The 15,647-nt window shown below is 42.3% G+C and carries 15 protein-coding genes; 7 read left to right on the forward strand and 8 right to left on the reverse strand.

Features of this window, described 5'->3' with window-relative positions; all coding sequences use genetic code 11:
* Positions 1-73: 73 nt before the first annotated feature.
* The 3 genes from HYN43_RS28650 to HYN43_RS28660 form a co-directional block, all read right to left on the reverse strand.
* Positions 74-439, reverse strand: coding sequence for a four helix bundle protein (locus HYN43_RS28650; RefSeq protein WP_119407247.1), 366 nt, complete (start codon positions 437-439; stop codon positions 74-76).
* 78 nt (positions 440-517) lie between these two features.
* Positions 518-1,096 carry a phosphoribosylglycinamide formyltransferase gene (purN, locus tag HYN43_RS28655; RefSeq protein ID WP_119407248.1) on the reverse strand — a complete coding sequence of 193 codons (579 nt, stop codon included), beginning with the start codon at positions 1,094-1,096 and terminating at the stop codon, positions 518-520.
* 115 nt (positions 1,097-1,211) lie between these two features.
* Positions 1,212-1,721, reverse strand: coding sequence for a DUF5004 domain-containing protein (locus HYN43_RS28660; protein ID WP_119407249.1), 510 nt, complete (start codon positions 1,719-1,721; stop codon positions 1,212-1,214).
* Positions 1,722-1,751: 30 nt separating this feature from the next.
* Between HYN43_RS28660 and yiaK the strand changes: the two genes are divergently transcribed.
* Positions 1,752-2,801 carry a 3-dehydro-L-gulonate 2-dehydrogenase gene (gene yiaK, locus HYN43_RS28665; protein WP_245447065.1) on the forward strand — a complete coding sequence of 350 codons (1,050 nt, stop codon included), beginning with the start codon at positions 1,752-1,754 and terminating at the stop codon, positions 2,799-2,801.
* Positions 2,802-3,031: 230 nt separating this feature from the next.
* Here yiaK and HYN43_RS28670 read toward each other — a convergent pair whose 3' ends face one another.
* On the reverse strand, positions 3,032-3,760 hold the full coding sequence (locus HYN43_RS28670) for an RluA family pseudouridine synthase (protein ID WP_119407250.1): 729 nt from the start codon (positions 3,758-3,760) through the stop codon (positions 3,032-3,034).
* Positions 3,761-3,844: 84 nt separating this feature from the next.
* Positions 3,845-4,660: a 3-methyl-2-oxobutanoate hydroxymethyltransferase gene (panB, locus tag HYN43_RS28675; protein ID WP_119407251.1), complete on the reverse strand. Its 816-nt coding sequence runs from the start codon at positions 4,658-4,660 to the stop codon at positions 3,845-3,847.
* Positions 4,661-4,987: 327 nt separating this feature from the next.
* Here panB and carA point away from each other — a divergent pair, with 327 nt between their 5' ends.
* The 3 genes from carA (at position 4,988) to HYN43_RS28690 (ending at position 9,393) form a co-directional block, all read left to right on the forward strand.
* The gene (gene carA, locus HYN43_RS28680; protein ID WP_119407252.1) at positions 4,988-6,088 is read left to right on the forward strand and encodes a glutamine-hydrolyzing carbamoyl-phosphate synthase small subunit; all 1,101 of its coding nucleotides are present in this window, start codon (positions 4,988-4,990) and stop codon (positions 6,086-6,088) included.
* Between the two features lie 123 nt (positions 6,089-6,211).
* Positions 6,212-6,685 carry a helix-hairpin-helix domain-containing protein gene (locus HYN43_RS28685; protein WP_119407253.1) on the forward strand — a complete coding sequence of 158 codons (474 nt, stop codon included), beginning with the start codon at positions 6,212-6,214 and terminating at the stop codon, positions 6,683-6,685.
* A gap of 770 nt (positions 6,686-7,455) precedes the next feature.
* Positions 7,456-9,393 (forward strand): alpha-amylase family glycosyl hydrolase, encoded by a 1,938-nt coding sequence (locus HYN43_RS28690; protein WP_119407254.1) that lies wholly within the window; start codon positions 7,456-7,458, stop codon positions 9,391-9,393.
* Between the two features lie 114 nt (positions 9,394-9,507).
* Here HYN43_RS28690 and HYN43_RS28695 read toward each other — a convergent pair whose 3' ends face one another.
* A complete protein-coding gene (locus tag HYN43_RS28695) occupies positions 9,508-9,870 on the reverse strand; it encodes a hypothetical protein (RefSeq protein ID WP_119407255.1) in 363 nt (120 codons plus the stop codon).
* Between the two features lie 238 nt (positions 9,871-10,108).
* On the opposite strand from HYN43_RS28695, the gene HYN43_RS28700 reads away from it, so the two are divergent.
* The 3 genes from HYN43_RS28700 (at position 10,109) to HYN43_RS28710 (ending at position 10,932) form a co-directional block, all read left to right on the forward strand.
* Positions 10,109-10,303, forward strand: a complete 195-nt coding sequence (locus tag HYN43_RS28700) for a cold-shock protein (protein WP_119407256.1) — start codon at positions 10,109-10,111, stop codon at positions 10,301-10,303.
* Between the two features lie 73 nt (positions 10,304-10,376).
* On the forward strand, positions 10,377-10,586 hold the full coding sequence (locus HYN43_RS28705; RefSeq protein ID WP_119407257.1) for a hypothetical protein: 210 nt from the start codon (positions 10,377-10,379) through the stop codon (positions 10,584-10,586).
* A 154-nt stretch (positions 10,587-10,740) separates the two neighbouring features.
* Entirely contained in the window at positions 10,741-10,932 is a 192-nt protein-coding gene (locus HYN43_RS28710) for a cold-shock protein (RefSeq protein WP_031266454.1), read from the forward strand.
* Between the two features lie 836 nt (positions 10,933-11,768).
* On the opposite strand, the gene HYN43_RS28725 is transcribed toward HYN43_RS28710, so the two are convergent.
* A complete protein-coding gene (locus tag HYN43_RS28725; protein WP_119407260.1) occupies positions 11,769-12,629 on the reverse strand; it encodes a sigma-70 family RNA polymerase sigma factor in 861 nt (286 codons plus the stop codon).
* 335 nt (positions 12,630-12,964) lie between these two features.
* On the reverse strand, positions 12,965-15,511 hold the full coding sequence (locus HYN43_RS28730) for an AsmA-like C-terminal region-containing protein (RefSeq protein ID WP_119409173.1): 2,547 nt from the start codon (positions 15,509-15,511) through the stop codon (positions 12,965-12,967).
* Between the last annotated feature and the right edge of the window lie 136 nt (positions 15,512-15,647).

Here is a 15,647-nt window from a genome sequence, read left to right on the forward strand (position 1 = left end):
ACTAATGTTTTTAGAAGATATTGGGGCTTAGAGATTTGGAAAATCGCCTGTGTAAAATGGCCATTTTGTTAGGTTAATGCTCTGTTTGTTTCTTTAGATAGGAAATATAGCCGTTAATCATACGCATACATTCTTCGCAATCTTTGCTCAACGAATCCAAAGTATCCTGGTTTATTAGCTCATTATCAAAGGCGATGAACAGGTGATCGATGCTTTCCGCAGCGGATCCGCGGGCATTCACCAAAAATTTTGAAGCATCTAAATAATGAAACCTGCCGTGTCCTTCGGCAATATTGTTTCCGATTGAGCGGGAAGAGCGAATGATTTGATCTGTTAAGCGATATTTTTCTTCCGGAGGGAATGCCTTAACTAATTCGGCAATATTATTTCTGAATGCCCGGGCCTTTTTCCAAACCTCCAAATCTGTAAAAGAGCCCATTGCTAATTTTTATTGAATATATGAATATTTTAGCTGCAGCTAACTAACCTCTAATCTCCAACCTCTAATCTCTAACAATCAACTCTTCATTTTCTTTAACAGCGCCTCAACTACCTTGGGGAAATGATTGTGCTCCAATTGCTGACCTTTAAACTTCACAACTTCCAGCGTATCTCCCGGCTCAATTTTAAATTTTGATTGGTGGATGATCTCTCCTTCATCAAAATTCTCGTTCACAAAATGGATAGTAATACCGCTTTCTTCTTCTTTGTTTTCTAAAATGGCGCGGTGTACATTATCGCCATACATGCCTTTGCCACCGTATTTAGGTAAGAGGGCAGGGTGCAGGTTGATGATTTTGTTAGGGAATGCTTTTAATAATGATTGGGGTACAAGCCATAAAAAACCGGCCAGCACAATGAGGTCTACCTGGAGGTTTTTCAGCAGGCGCACTACATCGTCGGTTTGAAAAAACTCGTGGCGCGTAAATATGTGCGAGGGGATCTCGAAGTTATCGGCGCGTTGTAAAACGTAGGCTTGCGGATTGTTGGTAAGGATGATTACTACCTCGGCATCGGCATTGCGCTTAAAGTGCTCCATTAGTTTTTGAGCGTTCGAGCCTGATCCTGAAGCAAAAATGGCAATTCTTTTTTTCATCGGTGTTTGTTTTTCAACGAAGACGAAGCTATAATAGTTTCATCAACCTGATTGTTTTAATCTGTACGGAAACTATTTTACTAAAACCATTTTATAATTTAAAATCAAAATTACTCTACGGGGTTGTGGCCGATTTTTTCTGCCTTACAAAGCCGTAGCGCATAATCCGTCGTTTTTTGGTGGCCGAGTAGTTAGGTTGCACATCGCCGGTTTCCAATACCAGTCCGTAGTTACCTAAGGTAACTATTCTGGCATTTTCAAAGGGTTTTGAACTGCCGCCCGATGCCTTGGTTGTATCCTTGCAAACCATATCCGACACTAAAAATAACTTATTTTGAGTAAGTGACCAGCGGCCTTTAACGCTATCCTTCTCACACTGAAAATTAGAATAACCGCATGAATTATCGGCGCTAAATGCAAATATTTGAGTTTTGTCGCAAATTTTATTTAGTGTATCGAGTGAAATCTGCGTATCGCCAACGTAATTGGTAACTGTTATGGAAGCCAGCTGCCAGTTGCCCACAAACAGATCAGGAATATGGCTCAGATTATCTTTTTTGCACGAATTTACTATCAACGCGATACCAACCAGGCACAAACAAAACAGCAGCGGGATTTTTTTCATTTATTAAATGTAACAGCAAAATTATAAAATATGGTTGATTACCTTGCATCAACCTACTGTAATAAACGCTATAAATTAAATTTATTTCAACCTGTGATGCGCGTTCCCTTCGAAAAACTGAAAGCCGAATTTAAAAGAGTATTGCTAAGCATAGGTGTATCCGCATACAAAGCCGAACAATGTGCCGCCATTTTTGCGGCCAACAGCCGCGATGGTGTTTACACGCACGGGCTAAACCGTTTCCCATCATTTGTGCAAACAATTAAAGAAGGTTTGTTTAAGCCCGATGTTGAGCCTGTTATGGAAAACAGTTTAGGCGCTATTGAACAATGGAACGGTAACTTTGGTCTTGGTATGCTTAATGCTACCGCCTGTATGGCGCGGGCTATTGGATTGGCCGAAGTTAATGGTATTGGCTGTGTTGCTATCAAATACACCAACCATTGGATGCGCGGTGGCACTTACGGTTTGCAGGCGGCCGATGCCGGTTACATCGGTATTTGTTTTACCAATACCATAGCCAACCTGCCACCCTGGGGAGGCCTTGATCCGCGTTTAGGGAATAATCCTTTAGTAATAGCGGTGCCACGCCAGGAGGGGCATGTTTTATTGGATATGGCTATTTCGCAATATTCGGTAGGTAAGCTGATGGAAAGTAGGGCGCAGGGTAAGGAGTTGCTCATCCCTGGTGGGTATGATACGGCTGGTAATTTAAGCACCGATGCCGAAGCTGTGTTGACCTCCAGGCGGATGCTGCCGATAGGTTTCTGGAAAGGTTCGGGCTTATCGCTGATGCTTGATTTGCTGGCTACCTTATTAAGTGGTGGGAAACCAACAATGCAAATCAGCGAGCATGAAAAGGAATGGGGCGTATCGCAGGTATTTATTTGTTTGAAAACAGATGCTCAGCAAAACGAACAGATGATAAATCAGATACTTGATTACACTAAAAGTAGCCGAACACTTGAGGGCGGAGGAGTTTCTTATCCCGGAGAGAACATGCTTAAAACGAGGTTGAGGAATTTAAAGGAGGGGATACCGGTTGATGAGAACATCTGGGCACAGGTGTTGGGGATGTGAATGATATTTTATTGTGAACAAGTAAAATCTGGTTGCTCAAAAGGAAAAATAACATAAGCCACCGTCATGCCAATTTTATTTCGGCATCCCACAGGACAGGTAGCCGATTTGCTTAGCATTGTTGCTTAGCGAGTGGGATGCTGAAACAAGTTCAGCACGACATTAATTTTTATTAGGTCATGGGCAGCGCAGCAACCGCTTATTGTATGTAGATTCTCTTTTATTGGGTGTCATTCCCCCACCATCATCCCCTCAAACTTCTCCCAAAAACCATCACGTGGTACAGGAGCAATAATAGCCACCGGCTCATTTTTTACGGGATGAACAAAGGTTAATTTACGGGCATGCAAACAAATGCTTTTACGCAGGCTGCCGCGCGGATATCCATATTTATTATCGCCAACAATAGGTGTGCCCAGGGTTGATAACTGTACCCTGATTTGATGCGGCCTGCCGGTTATCGGGTCAACCTCAATTAAATAATAGCCGTTTAATTCGCCAACCAGTTTGTAGCTTAACTCAGAGCGCAGGCTGCCCTGTACTTCCTTATCATGCGCTTTGGTTACGTTTTTTTGCGGGTTTTTAACCAGCCAATTTACCAGCGTCCCCGATTCGGGATGGGGCCTTTTGCGCACAACCGCATAATAGGTTTTATGCATTTCGCGGGCTTTGAACATTTTGTTGATCCTATCCAGAGCCTTGCTGGTTTTGGCGAAGAGGATCACTCCGCTTACCGGCCTGTCTAACCGGTGTACCACGCCCAAAAAAGCGCCATTAGGTTTATTGTATTTCTGGGCGATGTACTTTTTTACCTTCTCATCCAACGGCTCATCGCCTGTTTCATCAACCTGTACAATATCGCCCGCGCGTTTATTTATAGCAATAAGGTGGTTGTCCTCATAAAGAACATCCTTATCGGTTATTTCGTTGCTGCTATAATTAAATTCGGGACGGGCCATTGTTTTTTAGTTCATGGTTCATGGTTGATGGTTCATGGAAAAACGCAAACTGTTATGATCCATCAACCATCAACCATGAACTAATTAATACTGTTCTTTCTCGCTCGGGAAATCATTTCCTTTCACGTCGGTATTGTAGTTTTTTATCGCGTCGTGCATAATATCGTACAGGTTGGCGTACTGGCGTAAAAAGCGTGGTTTAAAACCTTTGTTTATGCCCAGCATATCGTGTATCACCAATACCTGTCCGTCGCAATGCTGACCTGCTCCTATACCAATAGTCGGGATCTGCAGGCTTTCGCTTACTTCCTTTGCCAGTTTGGCCGGGATTTTTTCAAGTACTACCCCGAAACATCCTAACTCCTGTAGCTTCAGCGCGTCTTCGCGCAATTTTTGGGCTTCCGCTTCGTGCTTGGCGCGTACGGTGTAAGTGCCAAATTTATAGATAGATTGAGGCGTTAAACCCAAATGCCCCATTACCGGGATACCTGCGGTAAGGATCCGGCTAACAGATTCGGCAATTTCAACGCCACCTTCAATTTTTACGGCATGAGCACCAGCCTCTTTCATAATGCGGATGGCAGAGTTCAGGGCCTCTTTCGAATTACCCTGGTACGAGCCAAATGGCAGATCAACCACAACCAACGCGCGTTTAGCTGCCCGAACTACTGATGAAGCGTGATAGATCATCTGATCCAAAGTTATCGGAAGGGTAGTTTCATGCCCGGCCATCACATTCGAGGCCGAATCGCCTACTAAAATGATATCCGTTCCGGCATCGTCAACAATAGTAGCCATCGAGTAATCGTAAGCGGTAAGCATAGTTATCTTTTCGCCACGAACTTTCATCTCCTGGATGGTATTGGTGGTGATGCGCTTTATTTCTTTATTTACAGACATTGATAAATGTTTTATCGGCAGTGCAAAGGTATGATATTTTGATTTCGGATGTGGGATGTTCGATTTCGGATTTTTTTATTTGGGAGAATTAAGATCAGGATGCTTAAAAGTGTATTAACGTAGGGGTAATAATATCATAAATTCGAAATCCCACATCCGAAATCCGAAATCGAAAAATAAATCCGAAATCTCACATCCGAAATCCGAAATTATTTCCTACTTTTGCGCCGTGAATCCGGAAGTTCCTTACTTCATTATTTCAATCAGTTTTCACGGGGCTTTGAACCAGGCAATCCGATCATTTTACCCTTTCAATTTTTTTACGAGATGAACTATTTCACCAAACTACCGGCTGTACTGCTGCTTGCTGATGGCACCGTTTTCCACGGAAAATCTGCAGGTAAAATGGGTACTACCACCGGCGAAATCTGTTTTAACACCGGCATGACCGGCTACCAGGAAATTTTTACCGACCCATCGTACTTTGGGCAAATTATGGTAACCACCAATGCGCACATTGGTAACTACGGTATTGCCAATGAGGAAGTTGAATCGGGTCGCATCCAGATTGCCGGTTTGGTTTGCAAAAACTACAATATTGCCTACAGCCGTAAACAGGCCGATGAATCTATCCAGGATTATTTCCAGGAGCAAAACATCGTAGGTATCTCTGATATTGATACCCGCCAGCTTGTTCGCCACATCCGCGATAAAGGCGCTATGAACGCTATCATCTCTTCAGAAATTCTTGACCTCGAAGAGTTGAAAGCCATGTTGGATAAAGTACCATCGATGGATGGCCTTGAGCTTTCATCGCAGGTATCAACTACCGAAACTTATACTTATGGTAACGAGGATGCACCTTACCGTGTAGCTGTGCTTGACCTTGGCGTTAAGAAAAACATCCTGCGCAACTTCGATTCGCGCGAGGTTTACGCTAAAGTATTCCCGGCAAAAACTACTTATGCCGAAATGGAAAAAGATTTCGCGCCAACAGGTTACTTCATCTCAAACGGCCCTGGCGATCCTTCGGCTATGCCTTACGCGGTTGAGACTGTAAAAGAAATTTTGGCTAATGATAAGCCGATGTTCGGGATCTGTCTTGGTCACCAGTTATTGGCTTTGGCTAATGATATCCCAACCAAAAAAATGTTTAACGGTCACCGCGGTTTAAACCACCCGGTAAAAAATATTATTAAAGATCATTGCGAGGTTACTTCACAAAACCATGGTTTTGGTGTAGTGCCAGAGGCTGTTCGCGCTTCAGAAAAAGTAGAGATCACCCACGTTAACCTGAACGATCAATCTATCGAAGGTATCCGTGTTAAAGGTAAAAAAGCATTCTCGGTACAATATCACCCGGAGTCATCACCTGGCCCGCACGATTCAAGGTACCTGTTTGATGATTTTATCAGTTCGATGAAATAAGATCTAATTACAGATGCGCAGATTTTAGATGTGCAAATGATATATAAAAAAGCCTTTCTGAACGGAAAGGCTTTTTTTTTTGAGCAAAATCCTGTTTAACTTAGTTTGAAAATCTGCCTGCCTATGAAAAAATCAGTCAACCTGTTGCTCTCCGACGATGAAAAATTGATGCTGAAAGAGCAGAAGATTAAAATTTCCGAACTTCCACAGTTTGCTCCCGATGAAATAGCATCGATACTAAGTGCGTCGGCCGAACGGGCAAGGGAGATCAATGCGCTGATCGAGTTTCAGCAGATTCCATCCTTAGGTATCAACTTCGCTACCGAGCTGATAGGGCAAGGCTATTATTCGTTAGAGCAGCTGGCCGGTAAAGATCCGGTTGAACTTTATAACGCTTTTGAAAAACATGTTGGTGCCTGGGCCGATCCTTGTGTTGAAGATTCGTACCGGTTGCTGGCACATTATATTAAACATGGCGATACCGGAAAGAAATGGTGGGATTTTACGGCTGAGCGAAAAGCTTACCGGGCTCAATATGGTTTTCCTGAGGATAGGCCGGCTAAGGCATGGTATGAGTTGCCGCAGTATAAGAAGTAAGTAGATATCCGAGGCATAAGACAAAGGTCTTGTGCGATTCCCTCCCTTGTGAGCTACTGTGTGTACACATCTTTTATTAATGCCCCGTAGGTGCTACCTGTTTGTAGCATTCAGTACAAAACAATAAAAATGCGCCGTAGGTGCTACCCCTGAACATGCTTTAAACCCACATGCAGGAGGGTAGCCTCTACGAGGCAAAGAATTACTACGTTATTTTTACTACAAACAGGTATCCCCTCTGGGGAATTGAAAAATTTAAAGATGTGTACACACTGTAATCCTTGGGAGGGTGTAGGGAGGGGCTTGTTGTGCATCCCCCCCCAGGGTTTAAGTTTACCCACAAAACAGTATTGGTGAATTTGAATAGCAACCTGGGTTGAACCCCTCTGGGTTCTGGAAGAAACGAAACGCATTTTTCTACAATCGTTTACCCCCTCTGGGGGATTTTGATAATTTGTCAATCTTTTTATTTCATTTATAGCCCAAGATAGGTGCACCAGAGGTGCAAAAGGTTTATAGCAATATCAAATCATCTATATTTTTGCACCAGAGGTGCAAAACAAGACATTTAACAGGTCCGATTTTTATGGGCAAACTTAAATCCGAGGGGGGGGGGAATAAAAAATACCGGCCTTCCTTTCCTATCCTCAAACTATAAATACATAATTTTAAGGAAACTTAATTATGCCAATAATTTTTCTCATATTGCGTGGCTGATATCAATCTGCAAAATATCAGCTGCTTAGCTTTAAAACCAATTATAACGAAATATGACGATCAGGAATTTTTACCTAATTGTGGCCGGCCTGCTTTTGGCCGGATTTACTTCATGCAAGAAGAAGAACGTTTTGCCGGGTAATACCGGGAACGTTCCCGGAGATACAACGGTGAGTACCGGAAAAGCTTTACCGGCAGGAGCGAAGGATGGGGTTACGTTTGTAAACTCGGGCAAGTCGGTTATTTTTAACCTGTATGCGCCGGGTAAAAAGTCGGTATCCGTTATCGGCGATTTTAATGGTTGGGATGTTAATGATGCCAAAGGCGTAATGAACAATACCCCCGATGGCAAGCGCTGGTGGATCCAAATAGATAATATCGACCCGGCAACAGAATATGGTTACCAGTTTTATATCGATAAATCGTTAAAAGTTGCCGACCCATACACCGAAAAAGTGCTCGACCCGAACAACGATTCATACATTACATCAGATACCTATCCGGGTTTAAAGGCTTATCCTACAGGTAAAACCACGGGCAACGTGAGTGTGTTGCAAGCTAATCAGCCAACATACACCTGGAAAACCGGCAGCTTTACCCGTCCCGATAAAAAGAACCTGGTAGTGTATGAGTTGCTGGTACGTGATTTTATCGATGCGCATAATTATCAAACTTTAAAAGATACGCTTAAATACCTCTCCAATCTTGGTGTCAATGCCATCGAGTTGATGCCCATCAACGAGTTTGAAGGCAACCTTTCATGGGGGTACAACCCATCGTTTTACTTTGCGCCTGATAAATACTATGGTACCAAAAACGCTTTGAAAGCCTTTATTGATGAGTGCCACTCGCGCGGTATGGCCGTTATTCAGGATATGGTATTGAATCACTCGTTCGGTCAATCGCCAATGGTGCAAATGTATTTTAACGCTGCCACAAGCAAGCCCTCGGCTGATAATCCCTGGTACAACGTCGACCCTACACACCCTTACAACGTAGGGTACCAGTTTAACCACGAAAGCGCGGCTACCAAATACTTTGTGAAAAACGTGCTCAAATTTTGGATGACGGAGTATAAGATAGATGGTTTCCGGTTCGACCTTTCGAAGGGGTTTACGCAGGTTAATTATGGTACCTCTAACGATGCCGTAAATGCCTGGAGCCAGTACGATGCCAGCCGCGTAGCTATCTGGAAGGATTATAACAACTACATTAAAAGCATCGACAATAACAATTTCTACGTGATATTGGAGCACTTCGCCGCCAACCAGGAAGAGAAAGAGCTTGCCGGCGAAGGCATGATGCTTTGGAATAATCTTAACTACAATGCCAACGAGGCTACCATGGGCTGGTTAGGCAATTCCAACTTTCAGGGCTTGTTTTATGATCAACATACGTTTACGCAGCCTTATAATCTGGTAAGCTATTTTGAAAGCCATGATGAGGAGCGCCTGCAATTTAAAAACGAAAGTTATGGCAATGCCTCAGGCAGTTATAATGTAAAAGATAAAAACACCGGCCTGGCCCGCGAAGAAATGGCTGCTGCGTTCCTGTTCTCGGTTCCCGGCCCTAAAATGTTATGGCAGTTTGGCGAGCTGGGTTATGATGTTAGCATTGACCAGGGGGGCCGTACCAGTAACAAACCTATTTACTGGAATTATAATACCGACCCTAACCGCAAGCAGCTATTTAAGGTATATGCCAAAATGATTAAGATGAAGGAAAAGAACGCGGTATTTGCAAGTACAAATTACAGTTATGATCTTGGCGGTGCTATTAAAACCATCCAGCTTAAAGATGCCAGCGCCAATGTAGAAGTGATAGGTAATTTTGATGTTGTACAACAAACGGATAACATTAGCTTCCCTGCTACCGGTACCTGGTATGATAACATTAGTGGTACAAGCATCAATATTACTTCGATACCGTTTTCTATCACGTTAGCCCCGGGCGAATATCATGTATACAGTAATGTTGCTTTGGTGCAATAGATAACCTAAAGCGTATGTTATTACGCCTGAAAACGATAGGGCTGCGATCAGGAACATACCCTGTTAGCAGCCCTTTTTGTTCTGAACTTGTTGCGAGGCTGCCTGCGCTTTGAGTTACCTGGAAGTATTTCTAACTGGATAGGCCACTAAATACTTTTTTTCATCCCTATTCAAATCGTTGGTGGTCAACAGCATATCTTGTGGGGTTAATGTTTGCTGTAACTTGTTTTTAACTTCACGAAAAGCCGAAAGTAAAGCCGATGATTGTAAGGAAAGGGAAACAACAGGCTGATGTTGCTTTTTTAGATGTTTAGCTTCAATGTCGGATACCAGTTCCAATGCCCAGGTTTCGCCTGCTTTAAAACCAAGTTCTGTGGCCTCGTTTTTTAAATCGAACATGAAAAGATTTACCTTGATGGCAAGTTGATCTACTGGTATATCTACCTCGGCGATGGGGCCTTTTTGATTATTGAGCATGTAATTAAAACTGATTCGTTTTTTTTATCTTAAAAATCACCTGAATCAGGTTAGGGTAACGTCTAAGTAAATGACAGATAGGATATGTAATGTACGCATTTTATGTAATTGATTTTCATTTATGTGAAAATATTTTACTCAGTTTACGTGTGTTTGAATTTATTTTTACTTTTTTTATTGAAAGTTAAAATATAGCCAACTATTAAGCCTACCTTGCACTCTTATCAAAAACAATACAATGCAAAAAGAAGGAACAGTGAAATTTTTCAATACCACAAAAGGTTTTGGATTTATTTCACAAGATGATACAAGAACAGACGTTTTTGTTCATTCAACCGGCCTGGTTGACGAGATCCGCGAAAACGACAAAGTTACTTTTGAAGTTGAAAGTGGAAAAAAAGGTCTCAATGCTGTAAATGTGAAATTAATCTGAGCATCACAATAAAATTCACAAGTAGCACCCGCCGTTTCGGCGGGTGCTTTTTTTTAATATTAAATCTCAATGCATGGGCAGATCAAACGATACTTTTAATAAAAAGGAAAAAGAAAAGAAGCGAATAAAAAAACAACGGGAAAAGAAGATAAAAGCCGACGAGCGTAAAGAAAACTCGGACAAGGGTAAATCATTAGAGGAAATGATGGCCTATGTGGATGAAAACGGCAACATTACTAACGTGCGTCCGCAGCCGGTAGAGGATAAGAAGGACAAGGAATAATACAGCATTACAAGTTTTATTAATGAGCATGAAAGCATATTTTAATGTTTTAAACGATGTTTTGTTGCTCTCAATTGTAATAATTTGCGTAAATGCCTTGTTTTTAAATAATTGTTAATTATTAACCGTACCTTTGCCATAATTAAATAAAAATATAATGCAAGGAACAGTAAAATTCTTCAATGAAACAAAAGGCTTCGGATTCATTACACCTTCAAATGGTGGTGCTGAAGTTTTTGTACACGTATCAGGTCTGATTGACACCGTTCGTGAAAACGACAGTGTTACTTATGATGTTGAGCAAGGCAAAAAAGGCCTTAACGCGGTAAATGTAAAAGTAGGTTAAAACTATTAGTTATATAAAAATCGTACAAGCATCTGTTCAGCAATGGGCAGATGCTTTTTTGTTTTTTGGGATTACACCGATTATGGTTTGATTTCACCGATTTTTCTTTTGAATGATTTTGGTGATTCTTTTGATTTCACGGATTTTTGAGCAGTTCATGGCCAGTTTCCCAAAAAAAGAGCGGTGGCCTGACAGAAAAGCGGGCCGGGCGTATGGCCTCGCGGGAGGAAGCTTTTTTCTGTCTTGGGTTTTTGGTTACTTTTGGGCCAAGCCAAAAGTAACAGCCTCCGCGGCAAATGAGCGGCCAATGTTCTTAATATTGAATAAAAGCCCGTTACTTAACGAGAATAACGAAAGCCATTTGCACTGCGACACTTGTATGGCGGCTATACTGTTCTAACAACTTTCTGCTATCCAAAAAACATCGGCCCGCTCAGTCGCCGCGGGTAGGCTTTGTTCTTTTTCTTGATAAAAAGAACCAAAAATCAAGTCATCAGGAAGGCTTCTTTGCCCGCTGGCCTGCGCTCTTGCTCGCCCCCTTGGCCTTTGCCCTGCAAACCGGGCAGAACCACGGGCTGCTAAATTTTGCCCCACTGCGTTCGCACATAGGCCCACGCTTCTGCAAAAAGTAGCTATGCCCTTTCCTGAGCTCAGGGCCACCATCGTTCTGCCCGCTTTCACCCGAAGCTTTCCTGCTGACGGTAACGTCTACGATTGAACAATCTACCGTAGTATAAACATCATAAGGCAGGCGGAGGTTAATAAACAAAAAAAACGCGAATGAGATGATCATTCGCGTTTTTGGTAAATATAAACTCAGGCGGATATATCCTGGATTAGTTTAAATATGATTGTAACAGGTTTGATTTAGAGTTGTGGCGTAAACGCATCAACGCTTTATCTTTTAGCTGGCGTACACGCTCGCGGGTAAGGTCGAACTTTTCGCCAATTTCCTCTAACGAGTGTGGGGCATTGCCACCTAAACCGAAAAATAACATTAACACTTCGCGGTCGCGCTCGGCAAGGATGCCTAATGAGCGTTTGATCTCTTGTGATAATGAATCGGCCATAACCTCGGTATCAGTTGCAGCATCGGTGCTGGCCAATACGTCAAGCAAAGTGTTTTCTTCGCCCTGGATGAACGGTGCATCCATCGAGATCTGCCTGCCGGCATTATTCATCGAATCGGCAATTTTATCAACCGAAATTTCGAGGTTATCAGCAAGCTCTTCAGGTGTTGGCTGACGCTCGTATTCCTGCTCCAGTTTTGAAGCAGCTTTGTGAATTTTGCTTAATGAACCAATTTGGTTCAATGGCAAACGCACAATACGCGATTGCTCTGCAATAGCCGAAAGGATAGACTGACGGATCCACCATACGGCATATGATATAAATTTAAAGCCTTTGGTTTCGTCAAAACGTTTAGCCGCTTTAATCAAACCTAAGTTACCTTCGTTTATTAAGTCGCCAAGGGTTAAGCCCTGGTTTTGATATTGCTTAGCAACCGATACCACAAAACGTAAGTTTGTTTTTGTCAAACGCTCTAACGCTACCTGGTCGCCCTCACGGATTTTTTGTGCCAGGATCACCTCTTCCTCAGCCGAGATCAAATCTACCTTGCCAATATCATGCAGGTATTTTTCGAGCGAAGCTGATTCACGGTTGGTGATGGATTGGGATATTTTTAGTTGTCTCATTTTTTTTAATACAGATTTTATTCAAGCTACACAAATTGTTCAAAAAGATACTTTGCCAGGCTAAACAACCGGGGAAATACAGATTACGTTAAACTTTGCTTCCTTCTTTTTTCTTAACCCGGGATAGTGATAAAACGAGGGTTGAATTTTGATATTATTGCTGTAAGGAACGAGCGGTTTAAAAGTTTTAAAATAACGTGCTAACCAATTAAATGTTTAATCAACATATTATCCTACATTGAACACCACAAAGGTAATCATTTAATTGCTATTATAGTGTCATTTAAACACCATGATCTACGGTTAGCGTGAAGATATGATGAAATTATATATCTTTACCGATTGTAGTCGCCCGTACTGCCACCGCTTTGCTGCTCTTCCTCCACTTTTTTATCGCTGTCATCCTCCTTTTTGTCACTATCGCTGCCGTCGGTTTTTTTATGATTTTTATTCCATTTAATTTTGATTTTGCCGTCGTCGCCATCGGTAGCTAAAATATGGAGCACTATGCCCCGCATCCGCTTTTTCTGGCGTTCGGCATCGTCGGTTATTTTACTGTCGTTTTTTGGGTTACGTAAAGGGATATCCAAGGCAATATTCGTTCCGCGCGATAACGAATAAACGCCTTCCACATCCATATTCAACACACTCGAGTTAATCTGCATCGGGGCGATATTGATCTTATCTCCATTGATATCAAAGCGTGCTTTTAAGTCTCCAAAGGTGATATTATCCAGATCGCGGAACGGAAAGGCGAATTTACCTACGCTTTTTATCGGCGCGAATTTGATGAGCGCCCCTTCGGTAAAATCAACCTGCGCAAAGCCTTTTATTGATTTTGGTACCAAATCTCCGGTGTTTTTTATCCCCCCTTTTATATCAACCCTTGCCGAAAGAAAGCCCTGCAGGTTATTACTCGTAAAATCCTTCAACCCAAAATTGTTAAACGACGCGAAAAACGCGCTTGTGTTTACATGGTTAACGTTGGTACTCACTGCAAAATTGTTTACCGGCCCTTGTAAAATTAATCCGCTTAAATTTAATGAGCCGCCCGCGCTTTTAAGGCTTACGTTGCGCACCTTCATAGCATTATCAGCCAGCAAAATATCGGCGGTAGCATCGGTAGCCAAAAATGTTTTATAATACACTTTGGCCACACGCAGATGCAACTCGGCCTGCCCTTTATCAAAAGCGGTGTTAAGCTGATGCGTAATTTTAGCACCCGACACCTTCTTCCCCGAACTGCTACTGCCACCGCCGCTGCTACTTCCACCACCCCGGCTGTTCAGAAACCCTAAAAACTCACCCAGATGGATCTCGGGACTGGTGATTTGCCACACGATCAGGATCTTCTCAGGGTTGGTATAATACAAATTCAAAAAGTTGCTCACCTTGCCCTGCATATTGACTACGCTGCTGCCATTTTGCAGGCGGATGTTGTTTATATAGAGGTCTTTATCAGTAAACTTTAAAGCGATAGAATTATTTTTGAACACCAGGTTACGCGGCAGGTAAGTTACATCGGTATTTTTAATATCCACATAACCTGTTACATAGGGCTTGGTAAATTTAAAGTTCACAATGTCGGCTTTATAGGCCAGTTTTAAATCGACAATTCCCTTGCTAAACCTCAGGCTTTCATCACCAATAACCGGGTTAAGTTTGGTAACCGGGAACCGTGAACGAAAAACCCCGGTTGCAATTGGTGTATTGAGGTTATTGATCAGTGCGGTATCAATAGTAAATGGGATATCCTTATAAGTACCATTGAAATGATACAGCTTGATTACCGAGTTTTCATCGCTCAGGCCTTTACCATTGATGTAATTATTGCTGAACACACCGTTAAAGCTGCAATTTTCAATAACGCCACCCTGGGTGCGGAGGGTGTTATCCCTAACTTTGGCGGTAACATAAATAGATGGATCGCCGCCGGCACCAAACGCACCTTTCAAATCGCAGGTAACATCTATAGGTTTTTTCAGATCGAACATTTTTAAGCTTTTGGTGATGTTGGCTGCAAGCAGGTTGGCGGCGCTGGTCCACAAAATATCGTTCACTTTTAAGTTGATGGTAAAAGGTGTCTCCTTCGCTTTGAGATTAAATTGCGCGCCTATATTAAAATCATCATCGCCAATGCTCAGCTTGTTTGGCGCAACATTGATTACCTGCGAATCATAATCATAGCTCACATCAAAATGCCCGTTAAGCAGCTTGTTTTTCATGAAGCTGCCCTTTTTTGTGTTGAACGAGAAGCTGTTCACCATGGTGTTCAGGTCGATATCGGCATTCCATCCCTTGTTGGGATACTCCATCCGGCCGGATACATTATTGATAGCGAATTTAAATAGTTTGTAGGCATGCCTGTCATCCACCTTAAAGTTCACTTTACTTAATGTGAAACGTTTAATTTGGGTTGATGAACTGGTTTCTTTCTCTTTCGGATCTTTTTCAACCTTGGGTTTAGCTTTAAATATGGCTGTATTGCTGTAGCCTGTGCTATCTGTAAACAGGTCGATATCGGCATCAATAATGTCAACTTTATTGATCACTACTTCGCCTTTCATCAGGGCTGATGCATTTACTGATACCTCAAAATCTTTGGCGCTAAGCAGGGTATGGTGATGCTCGGCCCAGCGGCTATCCTTCATCGTTACGTCTTTCAGCTCCACAGAAACACCGGGGAAACCTTTAAATAAGGTAGGGTCGATTGAGCCTATGGTGAGCGTACCGTTCAGGTTTTTGTTCAACTCGGCAGTGATCATAGTGAGCACCTTCTGCTTATTGTAATTAACATACACAGCAAGGGCTATGAATAAAATTATGATGATCCCTACAAGCGCAGCGGCAACTTTCAGGGTTGTTTTTAACCATTTAGGCATTTTAACTATTTTACTGTTAAAGTGTTGTATACGTACAATTGTTTGTTTTGTAACATACAATTAACACTCGGTAAAGGAATATCTGCAATTAAAATGCCACGGCTTAAAATATTTGAAAGCGATAATCGGCTACATC

This window comes from Mucilaginibacter celer (assembly GCF_003576455.2).
Classification (GTDB): Bacteria; Bacteroidota; Bacteroidia; order Sphingobacteriales; family Sphingobacteriaceae; genus Mucilaginibacter; species Mucilaginibacter celer.

What these genes read in the sequence shown, in the direction of transcription:
- HYN43_RS28685 (WP_119407253.1), top strand. Translation starts at nt 6,212, where the DNA reads ATGAAAAAATCAGTCAACCTGTTGCTCTCCGACGATGAAAAATTGATG.
- carA (WP_119407252.1), top strand. Translation starts at nt 4,988, where the DNA reads ATGAACTATTTCACCAAACTACCGGCTGTACTGCTGCTTGCTGATGGC.
- HYN43_RS28650 (WP_119407247.1), bottom strand. Translation starts at nt 439, where the DNA reads ATGGGCTCTTTTACAGATTTGGAGGTTTGGAAAAAGGCCCGGGCATTC.
- purN (WP_119407248.1), bottom strand. Translation starts at nt 1,096, where the DNA reads ATGAAAAAAAGAATTGCCATTTTTGCTTCAGGATCAGGCTCGAACGCT.
- HYN43_RS28700 (WP_119407256.1), top strand. Translation starts at nt 10,109, where the DNA reads ATGCAAAAAGAAGGAACAGTGAAATTTTTCAATACCACAAAAGGTTTT.
- HYN43_RS28730 (WP_119409173.1), bottom strand. Translation starts at nt 15,511, where the DNA reads ATGCCTAAATGGTTAAAAACAACCCTGAAAGTTGCCGCTGCGCTTGTA.
- HYN43_RS28660 (WP_119407249.1), bottom strand. Translation starts at nt 1,721, where the DNA reads ATGAAAAAAATCCCGCTGCTGTTTTGTTTGTGCCTGGTTGGTATCGCG.
- HYN43_RS28690 (WP_119407254.1), top strand. Translation starts at nt 7,456, where the DNA reads ATGACGATCAGGAATTTTTACCTAATTGTGGCCGGCCTGCTTTTGGCC.
- panB (WP_119407251.1), bottom strand. Translation starts at nt 4,660, where the DNA reads ATGTCTGTAAATAAAGAAATAAAGCGCATCACCACCAATACCATCCAG.
- HYN43_RS28695 (WP_119407255.1), bottom strand. Translation starts at nt 9,870, where the DNA reads ATGCTCAATAATCAAAAAGGCCCCATCGCCGAGGTAGATATACCAGTA.
- HYN43_RS28670 (WP_119407250.1), bottom strand. Translation starts at nt 3,760, where the DNA reads ATGGCCCGTCCCGAATTTAATTATAGCAGCAACGAAATAACCGATAAG.
- yiaK (WP_245447065.1), top strand. Translation starts at nt 1,752, where the DNA reads ATGGTTGATTACCTTGCATCAACCTACTGTAATAAACGCTATAAATTA.
- HYN43_RS28725 (WP_119407260.1), bottom strand. Translation starts at nt 12,629, where the DNA reads ATGAGACAACTAAAAATATCCCAATCCATCACCAACCGTGAATCAGCT.
- HYN43_RS28705 (WP_119407257.1), top strand. Translation starts at nt 10,377, where the DNA reads ATGGGCAGATCAAACGATACTTTTAATAAAAAGGAAAAAGAAAAGAAG.